This window comes from Nonomuraea wenchangensis (assembly GCF_900111685.1).
In the GTDB taxonomy this organism is placed as follows: domain Bacteria; phylum Actinomycetota; class Actinomycetes; order Streptosporangiales; family Streptosporangiaceae; genus Nonomuraea; species Nonomuraea wenchangensis.
Genome location: NZ_FOHX01000001.1, coordinates 290,442 through 308,546 on the forward strand (window position 1 = coordinate 290,442; position 18,105 = coordinate 308,546).

At 71.2% G+C, this 18,105-nt stretch carries 20 protein-coding genes; 11 read left to right on the forward strand and 9 right to left on the reverse strand.

Annotated features, from left to right (window positions below; translation table 11 throughout):
- Nucleotides 1–42 precede the first annotated feature (42 nt).
- Both BMW85_RS01445 and BMW85_RS01450 read left to right on the forward strand, forming a co-directional pair.
- Nucleotides 43–975, forward strand: coding sequence for a choline kinase family protein (locus BMW85_RS01445; protein WP_091075832.1), 933 nt, complete (start codon nt 43–45; stop codon nt 973–975).
- Between the two features lie 19 nt (nt 976–994).
- Nucleotides 995–1,618, forward strand: a complete 624-nt coding sequence (locus BMW85_RS01450) for a DUF4126 domain-containing protein (RefSeq protein ID WP_091075834.1) — start codon at nt 995–997, stop codon at nt 1,616–1,618.
- A 147-nt stretch (nt 1,619–1,765) separates the two neighbouring features.
- Here the strand turns inward: BMW85_RS01450 and BMW85_RS01455 are convergent, their stop codons facing one another.
- Nucleotides 1,766–2,572, reverse strand: a complete 807-nt coding sequence (locus tag BMW85_RS01455) for an alpha/beta fold hydrolase (RefSeq protein ID WP_091075838.1) — start codon at nt 2,570–2,572, stop codon at nt 1,766–1,768.
- Nucleotides 2,573–2,575: 3 nt separating this feature from the next.
- Nucleotides 2,576–3,400 carry a glucose 1-dehydrogenase gene (locus BMW85_RS01460; protein ID WP_281249540.1) on the reverse strand — a complete coding sequence of 275 codons (825 nt, stop codon included), beginning with the start codon at nt 3,398–3,400 and terminating at the stop codon, nt 2,576–2,578.
- A 120-nt stretch (nt 3,401–3,520) separates the two neighbouring features.
- On the opposite strand from BMW85_RS01460, the gene BMW85_RS01465 reads away from it, so the two are divergent.
- Both BMW85_RS01465 and BMW85_RS01470 read left to right on the forward strand, forming a co-directional pair.
- Nucleotides 3,521–4,126 (forward strand): hypothetical protein, encoded by a 606-nt coding sequence (locus BMW85_RS01465; protein ID WP_091075840.1) that lies wholly within the window; start codon nt 3,521–3,523, stop codon nt 4,124–4,126.
- Nucleotides 4,127–4,185: 59 nt separating this feature from the next.
- Nucleotides 4,186–4,761 (forward strand): Uma2 family endonuclease, encoded by a 576-nt coding sequence (locus BMW85_RS01470; protein WP_091075842.1) that lies wholly within the window; start codon nt 4,186–4,188, stop codon nt 4,759–4,761.
- Between the two features lie 11 nt (nt 4,762–4,772).
- Here the strand turns inward: BMW85_RS01470 and BMW85_RS01475 are convergent, their stop codons facing one another.
- Nucleotides 4,773–5,570, reverse strand: coding sequence for an MBL fold metallo-hydrolase (locus BMW85_RS01475; RefSeq protein ID WP_091075844.1), 798 nt, complete (start codon nt 5,568–5,570; stop codon nt 4,773–4,775).
- Nucleotides 5,571–5,617: 47 nt separating this feature from the next.
- On the opposite strand from BMW85_RS01475, the gene BMW85_RS01480 reads away from it, so the two are divergent.
- Nucleotides 5,618–6,019 (forward strand): MerR family transcriptional regulator, encoded by a 402-nt coding sequence (locus BMW85_RS01480; RefSeq protein WP_091075847.1) that lies wholly within the window; start codon nt 5,618–5,620, stop codon nt 6,017–6,019.
- Here BMW85_RS01480 and BMW85_RS01485 read toward each other — a convergent pair.
- Together BMW85_RS01485 and BMW85_RS01490 are read right to left on the reverse strand one after the other, a co-directional pair.
- A complete protein-coding gene (locus BMW85_RS01485; RefSeq protein WP_245774547.1) occupies nt 6,016–6,594 on the reverse strand; it encodes a hypothetical protein in 579 nt (192 codons plus the stop codon). The genes BMW85_RS01480 and BMW85_RS01485 overlap by 4 nt on opposite strands.
- A 41-nt stretch (nt 6,595–6,635) precedes the next feature.
- Nucleotides 6,636–7,175 (reverse strand): PadR family transcriptional regulator, encoded by a 540-nt coding sequence (locus BMW85_RS01490; protein ID WP_091077097.1) that lies wholly within the window; start codon nt 7,173–7,175, stop codon nt 6,636–6,638.
- Between the two features lie 58 nt (nt 7,176–7,233).
- On the opposite strand from BMW85_RS01490, the gene BMW85_RS01495 reads away from it, so the two are divergent.
- The gene (locus BMW85_RS01495) at nt 7,234–7,995 is read left to right on the forward strand and encodes an alpha/beta fold hydrolase (protein ID WP_177240448.1); all 762 of its coding nucleotides are present in this window, start codon (nt 7,234–7,236) and stop codon (nt 7,993–7,995) included.
- Between the two features lie 168 nt (nt 7,996–8,163).
- Here BMW85_RS01495 and BMW85_RS01500 read toward each other — a convergent pair whose 3' ends face one another.
- Genes BMW85_RS01500 through BMW85_RS52450 form a run of 4 tightly spaced genes read right to left on the reverse strand, consistent with a single transcriptional unit; the run spans nt 8,164 to nt 12,467 of the window.
- Entirely contained in the window at nt 8,164–8,883 is a 720-nt protein-coding gene (locus tag BMW85_RS01500; protein ID WP_143082062.1) for a PepSY domain-containing protein, read from the reverse strand.
- A gap of 55 nt (nt 8,884–8,938) precedes the next feature.
- Nucleotides 8,939–11,059: an excinuclease ABC subunit UvrB gene (gene uvrB / locus BMW85_RS01505; RefSeq protein ID WP_091075855.1), complete on the reverse strand. Its 2,121-nt coding sequence runs from the start codon at nt 11,057–11,059 to the stop codon at nt 8,939–8,941.
- A 38-nt stretch (nt 11,060–11,097) separates the two neighbouring features.
- Entirely contained in the window at nt 11,098–11,331 is a 234-nt protein-coding gene (locus tag BMW85_RS01510) for a helix-turn-helix transcriptional regulator (protein WP_020543761.1), read from the reverse strand.
- Nucleotides 11,332–11,345: 14 nt separating this feature from the next.
- Nucleotides 11,346–12,467 carry an ABC transporter ATP-binding protein/permease gene (locus tag BMW85_RS52450; RefSeq protein ID WP_425434315.1) on the reverse strand — a complete coding sequence of 374 codons (1,122 nt, stop codon included), beginning with the start codon at nt 12,465–12,467 and terminating at the stop codon, nt 11,346–11,348.
- A 194-nt stretch (nt 12,468–12,661) separates the two neighbouring features.
- Here BMW85_RS52450 and BMW85_RS01520 point away from each other — a divergent pair, with 194 nt between their 5' ends.
- The 5 genes from BMW85_RS01520 (at nt 12,662) to BMW85_RS01540 (ending at nt 18,098) form a co-directional block, all read left to right on the forward strand.
- Nucleotides 12,662–14,287, forward strand: coding sequence for an SPFH domain-containing protein (locus tag BMW85_RS01520; RefSeq protein ID WP_245774548.1), 1,626 nt, complete (start codon nt 12,662–12,664; stop codon nt 14,285–14,287).
- Entirely contained in the window at nt 14,284–15,513 is a 1,230-nt protein-coding gene (locus tag BMW85_RS01525; protein WP_091075862.1) for an SPFH domain-containing protein, read from the forward strand. The genes BMW85_RS01520 and BMW85_RS01525 overlap by 4 nt, the downstream gene beginning before the upstream one ends.
- A gap of 16 nt (nt 15,514–15,529) precedes the next feature.
- Nucleotides 15,530–16,303 (forward strand): sporulation protein, encoded by a 774-nt coding sequence (locus BMW85_RS01530; RefSeq protein WP_091075864.1) that lies wholly within the window; start codon nt 15,530–15,532, stop codon nt 16,301–16,303.
- A 143-nt stretch (nt 16,304–16,446) separates the two neighbouring features.
- Nucleotides 16,447–17,487, forward strand: a complete 1,041-nt coding sequence (locus BMW85_RS01535; protein ID WP_245774549.1) for a hypothetical protein — start codon at nt 16,447–16,449, stop codon at nt 17,485–17,487.
- Nucleotides 17,484–18,098: a hypothetical protein gene (locus tag BMW85_RS01540; protein WP_091075866.1), complete on the forward strand. Its 615-nt coding sequence runs from the start codon at nt 17,484–17,486 to the stop codon at nt 18,096–18,098. The genes BMW85_RS01535 and BMW85_RS01540 overlap by 4 nt, the downstream gene beginning before the upstream one ends.
- Nucleotides 18,099–18,105 lie beyond the last annotated feature (7 nt).

An 18,105-nucleotide genomic window follows, 5' to 3' on the forward strand; every position in this document is an offset into this window, starting at 1 on the left:
AAAGGTCTAGACCGTTCGGCGGCGGGCGGCCTAGCATCGACCATGGCCGTGCCCGAGGCTCCCCTGCCGTCCGAGCTGCTCGACCTGCTCGACCGCGTCCCCCTGCCGGGCGGCGGGCCGCGCTCGGTCGAGGAGCTGCCCGGCGGGCTCACCAACCGCAACTACAAGGTCGTCACGCCCGCCGGCGCGTACGTCGTGCGGGTGCAGGCCAGCGACGGCGCGTTGCTGGCCATCGACAGGGACGCCGAGCACGCCAGCTCGCTCGCGGCGGCGGACGCGGGGGTGGGGGCGCCGGTGCACGCGTACCTGCCGGAGCTGGGGGTGCTGGTGGTGGAGTATCTTCCCGCGCGCGCCTTCACCGAGGCGGACCTGCGGGACCCGGCGAACCTGCCGCGGGTGGCGGAGGCGTGCCGGCGGCTGCACGCGGGGCCGCGGTTCCCGCGTGACTTCGACATGTTCGAGGTGCAGCGGCGGTACTTGGGGATCGTGCGGGAGCGGGGCTTCCGGTTACCGGCGAGATATCTGGATTTCATGCCCGACGCCGAAAAAATCCGGAAATGTCTGGCGGTGCGCGCCGAGGGCACCGTCCCCTGCAACAACGACCTGCTGCCGGGCAACATCCTCGACGACGGCGAGCGCCTGTGGCTGATCGACTACGAGTACGCCGGCAACAACGACCCCTGCTTCGAGCTCGGCAACATCTGGAGCGAGTCCGACCTGCCGCCGGGCCACCTGGAGGAGCTGGTCACCGCGTACTACGGCCGCAGGCTGCGCCACAAGATCGCCCGCGCCCGGCTGCTCGGCCTCATGTCCAAGTACGGCTGGACGCTCTGGGCCGCCATCCAGGACGGCGCGAACGACACCATCGACTTCGACTTCTGGTCCTGGGGGATGGAGAAGTACGAGCGGGCCGTGGCGGAGTTCACCGGCGGCGGGCTCACGGATCTCATGAACGAGGCCGCGCGTACCGACTGAATCCGGGCAGACTGGAGCAATGCTCGCCGCACTGACCGGCCTGGGCCTGTCCACGGCCGCCGGCCTCAACGCCTACATCCCGCTCCTGGTCGTTGGCGTGCTGTCGAACTTCACCGACACCGTGCAGCTCCCCGACGGCTACGGCTGGTTGTCGAACTGGGGCGTGCTCGCCGTCATCGCGGTGCTGCTGGCCGCCGAGGTGGTCCTCGACAAGGTGCCCGCCGTCGACAGCGTCAACGACGCCATCCAGACCGTGGTGCGCCCCGCCTCGGGCGGCGTGGTCTTCTCCGCCACCAACGCCGCCGCCGAGCTGGAGCAGTCCTCCTGGATGACCGAGCATCCCTGGGTGGGCTGGCTGCTCGGCATCGGCGTCGCGCTGGCCGTACACGCCATGAAGGCTGCCGCCCGCCCCCTCGTCAACGTGGGCACGGCCGGGGCCGGCGCCCCCGTCGTGAGCACCGTCGAGGACGCGGGCTCGCTCGGCATGAGCCTGATCGCGATCTTCCTGCCGGTGCTGGTGATCGTCGCGCTGGTGCTGCTCGCCGTGCTGAGCTGGTGGCTGCTGCGGCGCGTACGCCGGTTCCGGGCACGCAGGCGAGCCGCCCGGAGCCGGCCGCCAGGGTGGAGTCAGCCTTCAGGATGATCCGCGGTCACCCTGCGGGCTGATCCGCGGCTCCCGCGCGGTTCCCTACAGTCCTTCCCGGTAGCGAACGCGACGTGTGGGCGTCACGTGGCCCCCGACCCTGCCGCGCCCACGCGGTGAGGGGTCCCGGCGCTCCGCCGGGGCCCCTCACGCTGCCACTCGACGCAGCCACCCCGTCACCAGATCGACGAACTCGGCGGGCCGCTCCTCGTGCAGCCGGTGGCTGGAGCCCTCCCAGCACACGACTCTCGACGCCGGGTCCTTCAGCAGCCCCGTCTCCCAGGCCGCCCGCCCCGCGTCGGACCAGATCGACAGCACCGGGCAGGTCCGCCGCGCCAGGTACTCCTCGCTCGCGGGCCGCGCCCCGATCGCGTCCGGCGCGACGAACATCGCCTCCATGGCCTCGGCCAGCACGTGCGGGGCCATGCCGTACAGGCGGCGCTTGTGCCAGCGGCGGACGACGGCGGGGGTGGCGGCGTTCGTGCACCACTCGTCGATGGCCTCGGCGGCCTCGTGCGGGCGCGGCCCGCGCAGGCTCGCGACCATCCGGGGGAAGCCGCGGGCGATGTCGTCGGACATGCCGTAGCCGGGATCGACGGCGACGAGCGCGCGGACCCGGTCCGGATGCTCGACGGCGAGGAAGGAGACCACCTGGGCGCCCATCGAGTGGCCGATCGCGACCACCTGACGGACGCCGAGGACGTCGAGGAGCGCCTTGAGGTCGGCGGCCATCGCGCGGGGCGTGTTGCCGGTCTCCGGGACCGACGAGTAACCGTGCCCGCGCAGGTCGGGGGCGATCACGCGGTGACCGGCGGCGGTCAGGGCGTCGATGTGCCAGGACCACTGGTGGGAGTCGGTGCCCCAGCCGTGCACGAGCAGCAACGGCGGCCGTTCACTGGTGCCGTCATCCGTGTAGAAGAGCCGGACGTCGCCGGCCACGTCTGCGTACGGCACGGCTCAGCCCACCCCGCCCGCACCGGGGGCCGGGGGTGGGGGCGGGCCCAGGAGGGCGGCCTCGCCCGCCGTCCAGCCGCCGTCCACGGCCAGCTCCGCGCCGGTCACGTACGACGCCGCGTCCGACAGCAGGAACGCGATCGCCTCCGCGACCTCCTCGGGCTCGCCCCACCGCCCGGCCGGGGCCAGAGGGAAGGTCCCCTCGCCGGAGACGGCGCCGAACGGCAGCGTCATCGGGGTGACGATCATCCCGGGATGCACCGAGTTGACGCGGATCCGGTCCCGCGCGAACTCCAGCGCCGCCATCTTCGTCAGTCCGCGCACGCCCCACTTGGAGGCGCCGTACCCGCCCGTTCCCGGCAGCGCGAAGAGCCCCGCGACGGACGACAGGTTCACGATCGCGCCGCCGCCCGACGCCCGCATGGCCCCGGCGGCGGCCTTGAGCCCGAGGAAGACCCCGACCAGGTTGATCCGCAGCACTCGCTCGAACTCCTGGAGGGACTGCTGCTCGATGGTCGCGGCGGTCGCGATGCCTGCGTTGTTGACCAGGCCGTCCAGCCGCCCGAACTCCTCGACCGTGCGCGCGACCACCGTCGCCCACCGCTCCTCGTCGGTCACGTCGTGCGGCAGGAACCGGCCGCCGACCTCCTTGGCGGTGGCGGCCCCCTCGTCCTCCAGCACGTCGGTGAGCACGACGTGCGCCCCGCCGGCGGCGCAGCGCCGCGCGGTGGCCGCGCCCATGCCGCGCGCTCCCCCCGTGATGATCACAACCTTGCCGTCCAGCACGCCCGCCGCCCTTCCGCCGCGATCCAGCCCCGACCTGTGCACTGAAACACGACTCCCTTGCCGGATCAAGTGCTTGCTTGGCACGCGCCCTGACGCGGGGCGCGGGGCGCGCCAGGACCGCCGGGGCCGACTATCCTCAAGACAGCGACACCGACAAGGGGGGTGACGGAGATCGGCGAATTCCTCGTCGTCGTCCTGGTGATTCTGGCGTTCCTCCTGCTGCTCGGAGGCGTCGGCATCTACCTGCTGGTCAAGCTGGGCCAAAAGGCCGCGGGCCGGGCCAAGCAGGCCGCCACCCGGCTGAGCACGCACGTCAACGCGATGGGCACGGGCGACGCCGCCGAGGTCGAACGCCTCCGCCTCGACCTGCGCCGGGAGGTCGCCCTCACCCGCCAGGCCTTCGAGCACGCCCAGCGTCAGGGCTGGGGCCTCGGCGACCTGCCCCGCCTCCTCGCCGACCTGGAGGCCCAGGCCGAGGTGCACGACGGCCAGCTCGGCATGTACGCCCAGCAGCGCCGCGTCTCCCCCTACGTGGACCACGCCACGCTCGGCCGGCTGCGCGAGCATCAGGCAACGCTGACGGCCATGTGCGCCCGCATCCGCGCCGACCTTCTCGGCGACCAGGTCCAGCACACCTCCGCCGGGATCGCCGACCTGTCGTCCCGTACGGACCTGGAGATCGAGGCCCGCCGCCGCCCGCCGGACCCCCTCGAGGAGATCGACGAGCTCTACCGCCGCTCCCTCGACGAACGCCGAGACCGCCCCTGACGGTCACTTTTCGTGGCATCATTGATGCGCAGGGTGAGGAGCACTGAGGAGGCATTTCGATGACCACAGCTCTTCCTGAGTGGTTCTATCCCGGCCCTCCCGGCGGCTGGACCGCCGACATGCTCGATCACCTTCCCCCCGGCGCGCCACGGCACGTCGAGCTGATCGATGGGTCACTCATCATGATGTCGCCCCAGACGGCGTTCCACCTTTATGCGATCCGCCTGTTCGAGAACCGTCTCAAGCCGCCGGAGCACCTGGCGGTGGTGCGCGAGATGACGGTCACCTTGGGCATGCGCCAGCGACCGGAGCCCGACATCCTTCTTGTGGAGAAGTCGGCGATCACCCCGCGCACCACCTCCTTCCGTCCCGAGGACGTGCACCTGGTGGTGGAGGTCGTCTCGGAGGAGTCGATGGACCGCGACCGCACCACCAAGCCGATCAAATACTCCAACGCCGGCATCCGGCACTTCTGGCGGGTCGAGCAGGAGGACGGCCTGCCGGTCGTCTTCACCTTCGAGCTGGAGCCGGCGGTCAGGGCTTATGTCCCTACCGGCATCCACCGCAAGAGGCTGCAGCTCGACATCGGCTTCGACGTCGACCTCGACCTGAGCCTGAGCTGGCCGCCGGACTAGCCGCCGCGCTGTCAGCGGTAGCGGGCCAGTTCCCACGGGTCGTGCGCGGAGAACAACTCGACCTCGCCCCCGTGGTCGCGTACCAGCTCGCGCAGCCGGGCCTGGGTGCCGAGCCGCAGGTCGCGATGCACCTCTGAACCGGTCTGGACGAGGTCCAGCAGCGGGTGCGGCTCCTTCACCGCCTCCAGCTCACGGTGGTAGTAGTAGGCGTCGCCGCAGTGCAGGAGCCACCGGTCGCCGTCCCGTACGGCGACCCCGGCGTGGCCGGCGGTGTGCCCGCCGAGCGGGATCAGCTTGATCTCCGGCGGCAGCCCTTCCGGCTGCACCGCCGTGAAGCCGAACCACTCCTCCCCTGGCGCGGGACGGTAGGTGACCCAGTCGGGGCCGTGAGCCCAGTGGGCGGGACGGTAGCGGCGGCTGGGCGCCTCGGCCAGTGCCGCCTCCAGTTCGGCGGCGAGCACATGAACCCGTGCGCCGGGGAAGTCGGGCAGGCCGCCGCAGTGGTCCACGTCCAGATGGGTGACGATGATGTGGCGGACGTCGGACGGCGCGTGGCCGAGCCGGGTGATCTGGCGGACGGCCGTTTCCTCCTCATCGAGGGCGGGTTGTGCCATCTCAACCCATTCAGCACCGAGCGTGCCGCCAGGATCACGGACATCGCCGAGGCCGAGCCCGGTCTCGATCAGCACCAGGCCGTCGGCGTCAGTCTCGACCAGCAGACAGTGGTTCACCGCGGGTGCGGGCTGCGGACCGTCGTAGGTGGCCTCGATCGTCCGTACGGACCCGCAGTTCAGATGATGGATCTTCATGGCGTCTAGACTGCGACTTGAAGCGCGGTTCAAGTCAAGGGGCAGCGATGAACGAGGGTTGGCTGGACATCGCCGAGGTGGCGCAGTGGGCCGGGTTGGCGCCTTCGGCGCTGCGGTTCTACGAGAAGAAGGGACTGATCGCCTCCGCCGGACGCAACGGGCTCCGCCGCACCTACCACCCGGACGTGCTGGAACGCCTGGAGCTGATCACGTGCGCGCGTGAAGCCGGATTCTCGGTCGCGGAGATCGACCGGTTCCTGGCGGCCCGGCCCGGTGACCCGGATCTGCGTGCCCGCATGGCCGACAGGGCCGCCGACCTCGACGAGCAGATCGGCCGGCTCACCCGGCTGCGCGACAGTCTCCGGCACGCCGCCGTCTGCGATCACGAGCCGATCGTCAAATGCCCCGACTTCAAGCAGGCCCTCGGCAACGGACGCGCCCGGCCCTAGCCGCGTCCCCATTCCCCGTAGACCAGGGCGGCCAGCTCGGCCTCCGTCGCGCCGGCGTTCGCCGCCGCCTTGGTGGCCTGGGCCTGGGCCGTCGTGGGCAGCAGGCCGTCCAGCAGGATCGGCAGGGACAGCCGGCGCAGCAGCACCTCAGCGGCCGAGACGCCGTACGGGCGACGGGTCACCGCCACGTTCACCCGCAGCGCGTGCTCGTTGCCCGGCGGCACGCCAGGGCGGTCGATCTCGACGGCGGCGTAACGGAAGCCGTTGGCCAGGTCGCAGGGGGCGCAGCCGGCCGGGCCCCGGCTGAGCCGGCCGCCGCACTCGGGGCAGGTCAGCCGGTCGTAGGCGGCGTCCACCACCCGCCAGGGGTGCCGGTCGGGCTCGTCCACGACCATCTCGGCGATCAGGCGTTCGCCGGGCGGGTCCGCCGTGCCGAACTCGCGCTCCACGAAGGCCCGCCAGCCCTCCTCGACGATCTCGTCCACCAGGGCCGCGCACCGCTCACAGGCGGGCGCCCCTGCGGGCTCCCAGTGACCGCACTCCCCGCATCGCCGCCTGCTCCGAACGGTACGCATGCCCCGAACCGTACGCATGCGCTCGGGCCCGGCGCATCCCGTTATCCGGCCGCCGGGGCTTTCTCCAGCTCCGCGATCGTGTTCCTGAGCCAGGTCAGCTCGGCGTGGCTGGTGGCCTGGGCGATGACGAGCAGGCCCTGCCGGAACGGGTCCGCGAACTCCTCGGCCGCCATCGGCCGCTCGCCGTCGTAGAAGAAGCTGGTCGGCTCCTCCAGGAACGCCAGCCGCCTCCGCAGCACGGCCGCCTGCGCGTCCGGCTCGTCCAGGTGGCGCAGGAACGCCAGCAGCGTGAACCAGCGGTTCTCGTCGCTGATGTCGAGGTCGGCGGGCTCGCGCAGGCGCCGCTCCAGCTCCTCGCGGCCCTCCCCGGTCAGGTAGAGGACGCGGCGGGGCGCGGCTGCGACGCCCGGCTCGTCCTTCCTCGTCACCCATCCGGCGGCGGCCAGTCGCTTGATGGCCGGGTAGAGCGTGCCGTCGGCCACCGGGCGTACGTGTCCCATCAGGGCCGCCACCCGTTTACGCAGCTCATAGCCGTGCAGGGGATGGTCACTGAGGAACCCGAGTATCGCCAGCTCCAACATGACGATGAGCATACCTCGGTGTCGATATATATTGAGCCCGAGGTATGAGGAGACCGCCATGCACGATGCCATCGTCCATCCCAGCGGCGCCCGCATGCGCTGGGTCGAGCTGCCGGGGCCGGACCCGGCCCGGGTCTACGTCCACGGGCTCGGCGCCACCTCCGCCCCCTACTACGCGGAGGTCGCCGCCCATCCGCTGCTGCCGCGCCGCCGTTCCCTCCTGATCGACCTGCTCGGGTTCGGCATCAGCGACCGGCCGCGGGAGTTCGCGTACACGCTGGAGGCCCACGCCGGCGCGCTGGCCGCCGCCCTGGAGAAGGCAGGGGTCGCCGACGCGGCGCTCATCGCCCACAGCATGGGCGGGGCCGTGGCCATCGTCCTCGCCGCCCGCCGTCCCGAGCTCGTCGCCCACCTGGTCCTCGTGGACGCCAACCTCGACCCCTACCCCCCGGTCCCGGTGCCGCCCGGCGGCAGCGGCATCGCGAGCTACGGGGAGGAGGAGTTCGTCGAAGGCGGCTGGAAGGAGGTGCGCGACCGCGTGGGGCCGCACTGGTGGTCCACGATGCGCCTGGCCGACCTGCGCGGGCTCCACCGCACGGCCGTCAGCCTGGCCAGGGGCACCGATCCCACGATGCGCGAGCTGCTCGTGTCGCTGCGGATGCCGCGTACGTACCTGCATCCGGAGGGCGGCGCCCCGGACGACGCCGATGGCCTGCGGGCGGCCGGGGTCCGGGTGCTGTCCGTCCCGGAGTCGGGCCACAACATCATGCTCGACAACCCGGACACCTTCGCCCGAACCCTCGCCACCCTCCTCCCTTGACCCCGCCCCCGCCCCCGACCACCGGCAGACAGGCCGAGGGCCAGCGGCCGTGGAGCCGAGGGAAGGCGAGCAGGCCCAGGCCCGGGTGCGAGTGCGAGCCCAGGTGCGGGCGTGGGCGCAGGTGCGGGCCCGGGCGCGCGGGTGCGGGCCCGGGCGCGCGGGTGCGGGTCAGCCTGTGGGTGTTTCGGTTCCGGTGGGTGTTTCGGTTCCGGTGGGTGTTTCGGTCATCGTGGGTGTGCCGGTCTCGGTGGGTGTGGCGGTGGCGGGGGTGGTTGCTTCGCCGGTGACGGCGTCGATTGCGACCTCCTGCTTGGTCCCGTTCGGGAGGACGACGTCAGCGTCCCAGACGGGTTTGCCGTGCTCGGAGTCGAGGCTGAGCTCCGTCACGCGTCCCTCGGGGACGGTGGCGGTGATCTTGTCCAGGGCCTGGGTGTAGTCGACCTTGGCCGCGCTCAGCAGCTTCTGGAGCTTGGCCTTTTCCTCGGGATCGTTGTCCTCCACGCTCGGGCCGGAGACGACCTTGCCGTCGGCGACGTCCAGCCGGCGCTCGGTGCCGTCGGGGTCGGCGACCTGTACCTCCCAGCGTTTGCCGTTCTCCTCGCTCTCGATCGCGACGAGTTTGGCGCCGGAGGCGGCGGCGAGCGCGGCCTGGGCGGCCCGTTTCAGGTCGTCCGCCCCGGCGGCGCCGGTCTGGCCGGCGGTGGGCGTGCCGGTCGCGGGAGTGGACATCATCGGACCGGTGGGCAGAGGGGTGGGCATGCCTCCCGTCGGGCTGGGCGGCTGGGCGGCCAGCCGCTCGATCCCCTGTGCTTCGTGCGCGGCTTGCCCGCCACACCCTCCTGCCAGCAGCGCTGCGCCGGCCAGGACCCCCGTGAGCGTCTTGTTCATGCAGCTCCGCTGCCCGAGGGCGCCGGGTCCATGCCCGCGGACGGCCTGGCGGGGGCTACTTCACGCCGGCCTCGCGCATGTCGCGGAGCTCGCGCTTGAGCTCCTTGATCTCGTCGCGCAGCCGCGCCGCCACCTCGAACTGGAGGTCGGCCGCCGCCTGGTGCATCTGCTCGGTCAGCGACTCGACGAGCGACTCCATCTGCGCCCGCGGCATCTCGCCGGCGATGGCCTTGGCGTGCTGCCCGACCTGCCCGGCGGCGCGGCCGGCGAAGCCGGGGACCGGGGCCTTGCCGCGCGACTGCTGGCGACCGCCTCCGCCGAGGAGCTTGTCGGTGTCGGCGTCCTCGCGCTGCAGCGAGTCGAGGATGTCGGCGATCTTCTTGCGCAGCGGCTGCGGGTCGATGCCGTTGGCCTCGTTGTAGGCGATCTGCTTGGCCCGGCGCCGGTTGGTCTCGTCGATCGCCCGCTCCATGGACGGGGTGACCTTGTCGGCGTACATGTGGACCTGGCCCGACACGTTACGGGCGGCGCGGCCGATGGTCTGGATCAGCGACGTCTCGGAGCGCAGGAAGCCCTCCTTGTCGGCGTCGAGGATGGCGACCAGCGACACCTCGGGCAGGTCGAGGCCCTCGCGCAGCAGGTTGATGCCGACGAGCACGTCGTATTCGCCGGTGCGCAGCTCGCGCAGCAGCTCGATGCGGCGCAGCGTGTCGACCTCGCTGTGGAGGTAGCGGACCCGGATGCCGAGCTCCAGGAGGTAGTCGGTGAGGTCTTCGGCCATCTTCTTGGTCAGCGTGGTGACGAGCACGCGCTCGTCGCGCTCGGCCCGCTCGCGGATCTCGTGCACCAGGTCGTCGATCTGCCCCTTGGTGGGCTTGACCACGATCTCGGGGTCGACCAGGCCGGTCGGGCGGATGACCTGCTCGACGACCTCGCCCTTGGCCCGCCCCAGCTCGTAGGGGCCGGGCGTCGCCGACAGGTAGACCGTCTGCCCGATGCGCTCCAGGAACTCCTCCCACTTGAGCGGCCGGTTGTCCAGCGCCGACGGCAGCCGGAATCCGTGGTCGACCAGCGTGCGCTTGCGCGAGGCGTCGCCTTCGTACATCGCCCCGATCTGCGGCACGGTCTGGTGCGACTCGTCGAGGACCAGCAGGAAGTCCTCGGGGAAGTAGTCGAGCAGGGTGTTGGGCGCGCTGCCGGGGGCCCGGCCGTCCATGTGGCGCGAGTAGTTCTCGATGCCGGAGCAGGTGCCGATCTGGCGCATCATCTCGATGTCGTACGTCGTGCGCATCCGCAGCCGCTGCGCCTCCAGCAGCTTGCCCTGCCGCTCCAGCTCCGACAGCCGCTCGGCCAGCTCCGCCTCGATGCCCGTGACCGCCGCGGCCATGCGCTCCTCGCCCGCGACGTAGTGGGAGGCGGGGAAGATGTAGAGCTCTTCGTCCTCGGTGATGACCTCGCCGGTGAGCGGGTGCATCGTGGACAGCTTCTCGATCTCGTCGCCGAACATCTCGATGCGGACGGCGAGCTCTTCGTACTTGGGGATGATCTCGATGGTGTCGCCGCGCACCCGGAACGTGCCGCGGGTGAAGGCGAGGTCGTTGCGGGTGTACTGCATGTCGACCAGGCGGCGCAGGAGCTGGTCGCGGTCGATGTCCATGCCGACGCGCAGGCGGGCCATGCGGTCGACGTATTCCTGCGGCGTGCCGAGGCCGTAGATGCACGACACCGAGGCGACCACGATGGTGTCGCGCCGGGTGAGCAGCGAGTTGGTGGCCGAGTGACGCAGCCGCTCGACCTCGTCGTTGATCGAGGAGTCCTTCTCGATGTAGGTGTCGCTCTGCGGGACGTAGGCCTCGGGCTGGTAGTAGTCGTAGTAGGAGACGAAGTATTCGACCGCGTTGTTGGGCAGCATCTCCCGCAGCTCGTTGGCGAACTGCGCGGCGAGCGTCTTGTTGGGCTGCATCACCAGGGCGGGCCGTTGCAGCCGCTCGATCAGCCAGGCGATCGTGGCGGTCTTGCCGGTGCCGGTGGCGCCGAGCAGGACGCTGTCCTTCTCGCCGGCCGTGACGCGGCGCTCCAGCTCGGCGATGGCCGTCGGCTGGTCGCCCGAGGGAGTCATCTCGGTGACGACCTCGAACGGCGCCACCTTCCGCTGCAAATCTGTGACCGGACGCATGTTGCCACTGTAGGTGCCGCTACCGACAGAATCCGACCTCAGGCGGAGCGCTCACCGATGCGCGGGAAGGGCGTGGTGGAGAAGACGACCTCGACGGGCACCTCGAAGTAGCCGGCGATCCTCAGGGCCAGGTAAAGACTGGGGCTGTACTCGCCGCGCTCCAGGTAGCCGACGGTCTGGTAGTGCACGCCCAGGGCGTCGGCCAGTTGTCTTCTGGTCACGTTCCGCTCGGCCCGGAGCAGCGCGATGCGGTTGTAGACGGTCTCGCTCATCACCGCGTATCTTCTCAGCCGATCCGCTGCATCGCCCGCCGGCGGCGCGCCTCCATCATGGAGCCGGACTCGCGCCTGGCCATCCTGCGCAGGATCGGCGGGGCGGCCACCAGCGCGGCCGCGGCCCACGCGGCCGGCACGAGCACGGTCTCCACCGGCCGCCACGAGCCGCCGACCTCGGCGACGGCGGCCGCGTCGGGCAGCATCGCGGCGCGCATGCCGAGCCCGAGCCAGTAGATCGGGAAGATCTGCGCGACGGTCTGCAGCCAGCCGGCGAGCGCGGTGATCGGGTAGAAGACGCCGGAGACGGCGACGAGCCCGCCGGTGGTGATCAGCGCCAGCCCGGCCGCGGTCTGCGGATTGCTCGCCATGGCGCCGACGATCGCGCCGAGCGGCAGCGAGAACAGCAGCCCGAGCACGGTCAGCCCGGCGACGGCGAGCCAGCCGCCTGGCCCCACCCCCGCCAGCGCGGGCAGCAGGAGTATCCCGGCCACGACGATGGTCAGCATGCTGCACACGGTGGTCAGGGACAGCGCCACCACCCGGCCGACGAGATAGCCGACCATGCCCGCGTCCAGGTCGTGCGTGGTGAGCAGGATCGTGGTGTCGTCGAGGTCGGACAGCCGGTGCGCCAGGTCGTGGAAGTCGCGCCGCGCCTGCGGGTCGAAGCCGGCGGTCGGCTCGTCGAGGAAGAGCACCTCGGGGCGGCCGACGATGCCGATGGCCACGTCGAGGCGGCGGCGCTGGCCGCCGGACAGGCGGCTGACGCGCTGGTCGGCGTGCTCGGTGAGGCCGACGGCGTCGATCAGCTCGGCGGCGCCGAAGGGTGGCCTGCCGGGGGCGGCGTACGGCTCGTAGTAGCGGGCGAGGTGGCCGAGGAGCCGGCGCACCGGCCAGCGGCCGTGGTCGCGCCACGACTGCAGCACCACGCCCAGCCTGGCCCGCCAGCGCTCGTCGCCGCGGACCGGCTCGGCGTCGAGCACTCGTACGTGCCCGCCGGAGGGCGCGCGGAAGCCCTCCAGGATCTCGATGGTCGTGGTCTTGCCCGCGCCGTTGGGACCGAGCAGGGCGATGACCTCGCCGGGCGCGACGGTGAAGCCGACGTCGCTCAGGACCTCCTTGGTCCCGTAGGTCATGCGTAAACCGCGGACCTCGATCGCGGCGGCCGCGCCGCTGGTTGTCTTCACCGACCCTCAGAAGTAGTAGACCTACTACATAGATAGCACACCTACTACAGGCCGCAATAGACCTGTGACGTCGCTTTGCAAGCGAATAGTAAGTGGCACCCGATACGGTCGGATTCGCGCCGGCAGTGGAAGAGAGAGGTTCGATGTCACGACCCAGAGAGGCACTGATCCAGGCAGGTCAGGGCATAGCCCAGGCGATGGCACAAGGGGGTGACGTACGCGGGGCGGTCAGCCAGGTCGCCGGCCAGTTCGCCGGCCAGGTGGGCTCCCCCGGCGGCCCGCGGGGGAACCAGGGCCAGGCCCCCGGCTTCGCGCTGAACCCGCACGACTTCGCCGCCGACAGGGACGGCGGCGTGTCCGTCGGCACGCTCATCGAGGCGCGCACCGCCTCGCTGAACGAGGCCGGCGAGATCGTCAACCGCAGCTTCGCCGAGAACGGCATGCACGTCATCTCGCCGGTGGTGATCCCCAAGAGCGGCACCGCCAAGGTGCTGGTGCCCCTGGGCATCCTCGTGGTGCTCGGCCTCATCGGCGCGCTCGGCAACGTCATCCCGAACACCGACCTGCTCTTCGGGCCGCACTACTGGGTGACGCTGGTCCTCGCGGCCGCGTTCCTGTGGTGGCGGCGCAGCGTGGTGATGGTGCCCGAGGGCTGCAAGGCGCTCATCACCAAGTTCGGCAAGCTGGTGCACATCGCCGACCCGGGCCGGGTGACGCTGTTCAACCCGTGGAAGCGGGTCAGCTACATCGTCAACACCACCCGTGAATACCCGTTCAACGCCCCCATCCGCGAGGCGCCGACGCAGCAGGGCGTCAAGGCGAGCGTGGACCTGTTCCTGCAGTTCAGGATCGAGAACCCGGCGGAGTTCATCTTCGTGCTCGGCTCGGTCAGCGGCTTCCAGTCCAAGCTGCAGAACGCCATCAGCGAGGTCACCCGCTCCCTCATCTACGCCCAGCGGGCCGAGGACATCTACGACCTGGTGGGCGAGAGCACGCTCGGCATGCTGGAGAACCTGAACCAGCAGTTCCTGCCGGCCGTCCGGCTCACGGACGTGAACATCACGCACGCCGAGCCGTCCAGCCAGGAGTACCGCATGGACCTGGCCGCCCCCGAGATGGTCCGGGTCGCCAAGGAGGCGTACACCTACGAGTACGAGCTCCAGCTCCGCAAGGAGCAGAACGAGGGCGACCTGGTCAAGGAGCTGGCCGGGCTCCAGGAGACGCTGAGCGCCATCCAGGCGGAGATCGCCGGCTACCAGGCCCGCATGGACACCGCGCTGGAGCGCGCGACCCACCAGGCCACGGCGCAGGCCAGGCAGCGCCTGGTCGAGGCCGAGTCCACGGCCAACGCCAACGCCGCCCTCCTGGAGGCGCAGGCGCTGGACATCAGGGCGCTGTCGGCCGCCGAGGCCCCCGAGATCCTCGACTACCGCTTCCAGCAGGACCTGCTCGCCAAGCTGGAGTCCGTGGCCACCCGGCTGCCCCAGGTGGTGCAGGTCGGCGAGCAGAGCGACATCGACTTCCTCGCCCTCGCGCAGCAGCTCGTGGGCGGCAAGGGGGCGCAGCTCTTCTCCGCCGAGGACATGGCCGCCATCCGGTCCCGCCTCGACGAGATTGGCGCCCGCGTCCGCGACCGCGAGGCCGAGATCGCGGCGCTGCTCAGGAAGGCCGCCGCGGACGTCGCGGGCCCCCAGGACCCGCCCGAGCCCGACCAGGACCTTGAGCGAACCGTCGAACGCCTGCTGCCCGGCAAGGGGGAGATCCGATGAGCCGCGAGTTCTCCAAGATCAAGGAGTCGGTCGCCTCCTGGGGTGACATCCGCCAGCTCCTGAGGGGCGGCGAGCAGGGCCAGCTCGTGCCCGTCGTCATTCCCAAGGACCGGCGCGGCTTCGCCTGGATGACGCTGGTCTTCCTGGCGCTCTACTTCGCCGGCATGGCCGTGCTGACCGACTTCACGGTCTCCGCCGCGCTGCTGGCGCTGCTGCTCCTGCTGCTCGCGCTGGTCACCATGTGGCGCAAGGCGATCATCGAGATCGAGGAGGGCACCACCGGCGTGCGCAGCCGCTGGGGCGCCATCACCGGCACGCTGCCGCCGGGCCGCCACTACCTGTGGCTGCCGTGGGACCGGGTGGACGCGGTCGTCGACACCTCCACCGAGATCCCGTACTCGGCGCCCATCGTGGCCTGCCCCACGGCCGAGAACGTGCCGCTGAAGTCGATCGAGTTCTTCCTGAAGTTCCGGATCGTCGACCCAGTGGCCTTCCACCGCACGATCGGGGCGGGCAACTTCGACCTGGTGCTGTCCAGCGCCGTGCAGGACGCGATCCGCCAGCGCAGCCGCAGGGTCAACACCGAGCGGGCCTACGACCTGCGCGGCTCCGACGTCGGCGACATGCAGGACGCGCTCAACCGGCAGCTCGGCCGCTACGGCGTGCGCATCACCGGCGCGAACATCCCCGACGTCCAGCTCCCCGACCAGTACCAGCAGCACCTGGCCACCCGGGAGAAGGTCGCCAAGGAGCTGTCGGCGTACGAGCGCGAGTGGGAGCTGACCCGCAAGCGCCGCATCGACACGCTGCTGATGGAGATCGAGCGCTCCAAGAAGACCCGCGACGCCCGCGTCGTCGAGGTCAAGGCCGCCTACAACACCGCGCGCAAGGACGTCGCGCGCATGCTGGAGGAGCAGGAGACCGAGGCCCAGCGGGTCACGTGGGAGATCGAGGCGCGCGGCAGGGCCGAGCTGACCGCCGCCGAGAACGAGGCCAAGGCGCTGCGCCGGCTGGCCGAGTCCTACCGCGACAACCGGGCCGTGCTGCAGTACGAGCTGGCCAGAAGGCGTCTCGACGTCGGCGCCCGCCTGGCGGAGAACGCCCCCCAGCCGCTGGTCGTACGGACCCAGCAGGGCCAGGGCGACTCCGCGCTGTCCACCCTCCTCCTGGCCCAGCTGCTCCCCCGGCTCTCGGGCCAGAACGGCCATTCCCCTTCCGCTCAGTAACCAGGAGAAGAACCCCATGGTGTTCCGCAAACTGATGGCCGCGTTCGGCGCGGGCGTCGAGGTCGACACGGTCCTGACGAACACCGGCGTGCGGCCGGGCGAGAGCCTGCACGGCGTGGTGAACTTCCGCGGCGGCAACAGCGACTACAAGGTCGAGGGCATCTACATCGACCTGACCGCCGTGGTCGAGGTGGAGTCCGGCGACAACGAGTACAAGACGAGCTACAGCTTCCTGCGCCAGCAGGTCGCGGGCACGTTCCAGCTCACCGCCGGAGCTCAGCACCAGCAGCCGTTCCAGATCGCCATCCCGTGGGAGACGCCGATCAGCGCGATCGGCGGCCACCCGCTGCACGGGATGAAGCTGGGCGTGCAGACGGAGCTGGCCCTCGCCGGCGCGCTCGACAAGGGCGACCTCGACCCGCTGTTCGTCAGCCCGCTGCCGGCCCAGGAGTACGTCATCGCCGCGCTCGACCGGATGGGCTTCCACTTCAAGAAGGCCGACCTGGAGCGCGGCACGCTGTACGGCTCAACGATGCCGTTCTTCCAGGAGATCGAGTACCACGCCGGCGGGCAGTGGCGGCGGCACTTCAACGAGCTGGAGCTGACGTTCATCGCCGGGCCGCGGCAGATGGACGTCATCCTGGAGGCCGACAAGCGCGGCGGCTTCCTGACCTCCAGCCACGACGCCTACAACCGCTTCACCGTCCACTACGACGGCCCGCCGCACGCGGCGGAGCAGGCGCTGCAGCAGGGCCTGGAGCAGATGGCCCGCCGCCGCGGCTGGTTCTGAGACGGGTCACGCTCCGGGCGGAGGGTGCCGCCCGGGGCGAAGTCACCGGCATCTTTCGCCACGTGATCGTTCTCTGGTGGTCTCCTGGCGTGGTCGTTACCATGACCTCGGGGACTGACTGATCGTCGGACGGCGGGGCGAAGATGGCACGGTTCGTGTGGGCGATGAAGCGGGCCGCGCCGTGGGCGGCGCGCAACGCCGACGGCGCCATCGCCCTGATCCTGGCCGTCGTCGTGGGCGTGCTCGGCATCATGCCGGACGAGATGTTCGGCAAGGAGGGCCAGGACATCCAGCGCCAGCTCGTCAACGCCGCGACGCTGGTCATCCTCGCGCTGGTGGCCACCGCGCTGCTGCGCGACCGGCTGCGCCAGGCCCCCGTCGAGCGGACGATCACCTCGGGCGCGCTGGCCGAGCTGCCGGTGCGCCTGGCGCGCATGGAGCAGATCGAGAGCCTCGCCCACAGCACCCGCCGGGCGCTCGACGCCCTGCAGCTCGTCCGGGTGCTGGGCAGCCGTCAGGAGATCGCGCAGTCGCACGCCGAGGCGCGCAAGGACACCGCCCGCTGGAGCTTCAAGGGCGGCACCGGCACCTATCTGCGGGCGGTCACGCTGCCGCTGTGCGTGGCGGCGGCGCGCAGGGACAAGCGGCACCTCACCGTACGCGTCGAGGTGCTCGACCCGGCCGACGCCGAGGTGTGCGAGACCTACGCCCACTACCGCCGCTCGCTGTCCGAGTCGCCCGACGCCACCGGCGAGACGTGGACGACCGACCGGGTCAGGAAGGAGTCGTACGCGACCGTCCTGGCCGCCTTCTGGCACCGCCAGCGCTACGGCCTGCTCGACATCGCCGTGGGCCTGTCGGCCACGATGACCACGTTCAGGTGGGACCTGTCGAGCACCCGCCTGATCATGACGGTCGAGGACCCCAACATGGCGATGACCGCGCTCGCCGGCACCTTCTACTACGAGAACTGCGACACCGAGCTGCGGCTCAGCTTCGAGCAGGCGCGGCGGGTGCCGCTGGAGATGTACAAGAAGGTGCCGCTGAGCGACGAGCCGACGATCGAGGAGGTGCAGGAGCTGTTCGAGCACATCGGCATGCCCCTGCCCAAGTCGTACGACGGCCGCGACGTGGTGGACATCGCGCGCAAGGCGCTGCGCGCCGTGGATCCCTACGGACCATGAGCTATCGGGACGTACGCCGCAGGCTGACGGCGGGGCAGGCGCGGGAATGGGCCCTGGAGGCGCTGCAACGGCCGCTGAGCGCCGTACGCCATCCGCTGGGCTTCGTGTGCCTGCCCCTGGAGCGCGACGGCGACGAGGGCGTCTGCGTCCATCTGTGGACCGGCTCGCTCGTCCACGCCGAGAGCACCACCTCGCAGATCCACTGCCACAGCTGGGACCTTTTCAGCCACGTGCTCTACGGGCAGATACGCAACGTGCACGTCATCGTCGCGGACGCCGGCGCGGAGGCCACGCACCGGGTGTTCGAGGTGGTCAGCGACGCCTCCGGCGACCGCATCTCGCCCACCGGCCGCACCGTGCGGCACACCACCGGCCTCGTGGAGGTCTTCGGCCCCGGCGACACCTACACGCTGCCGGCCGGCCGCTTCCACTCCAGCGTGGTGCCCGAGGGCGGCGAGGCCGCCACCATCGCGCTCGGCCGGGGCCGGCCGGGCAGCCACGACCTGTCGCTCGGGCCGCTCGACGCCGGCCCGCACCGCGTGTCCAGGCAGCACCTGGACCCCGGCGAGACCGCACTCGCCGTCCGCCTCGTCACCGCGCGCCTGACCTGAGGGGTAG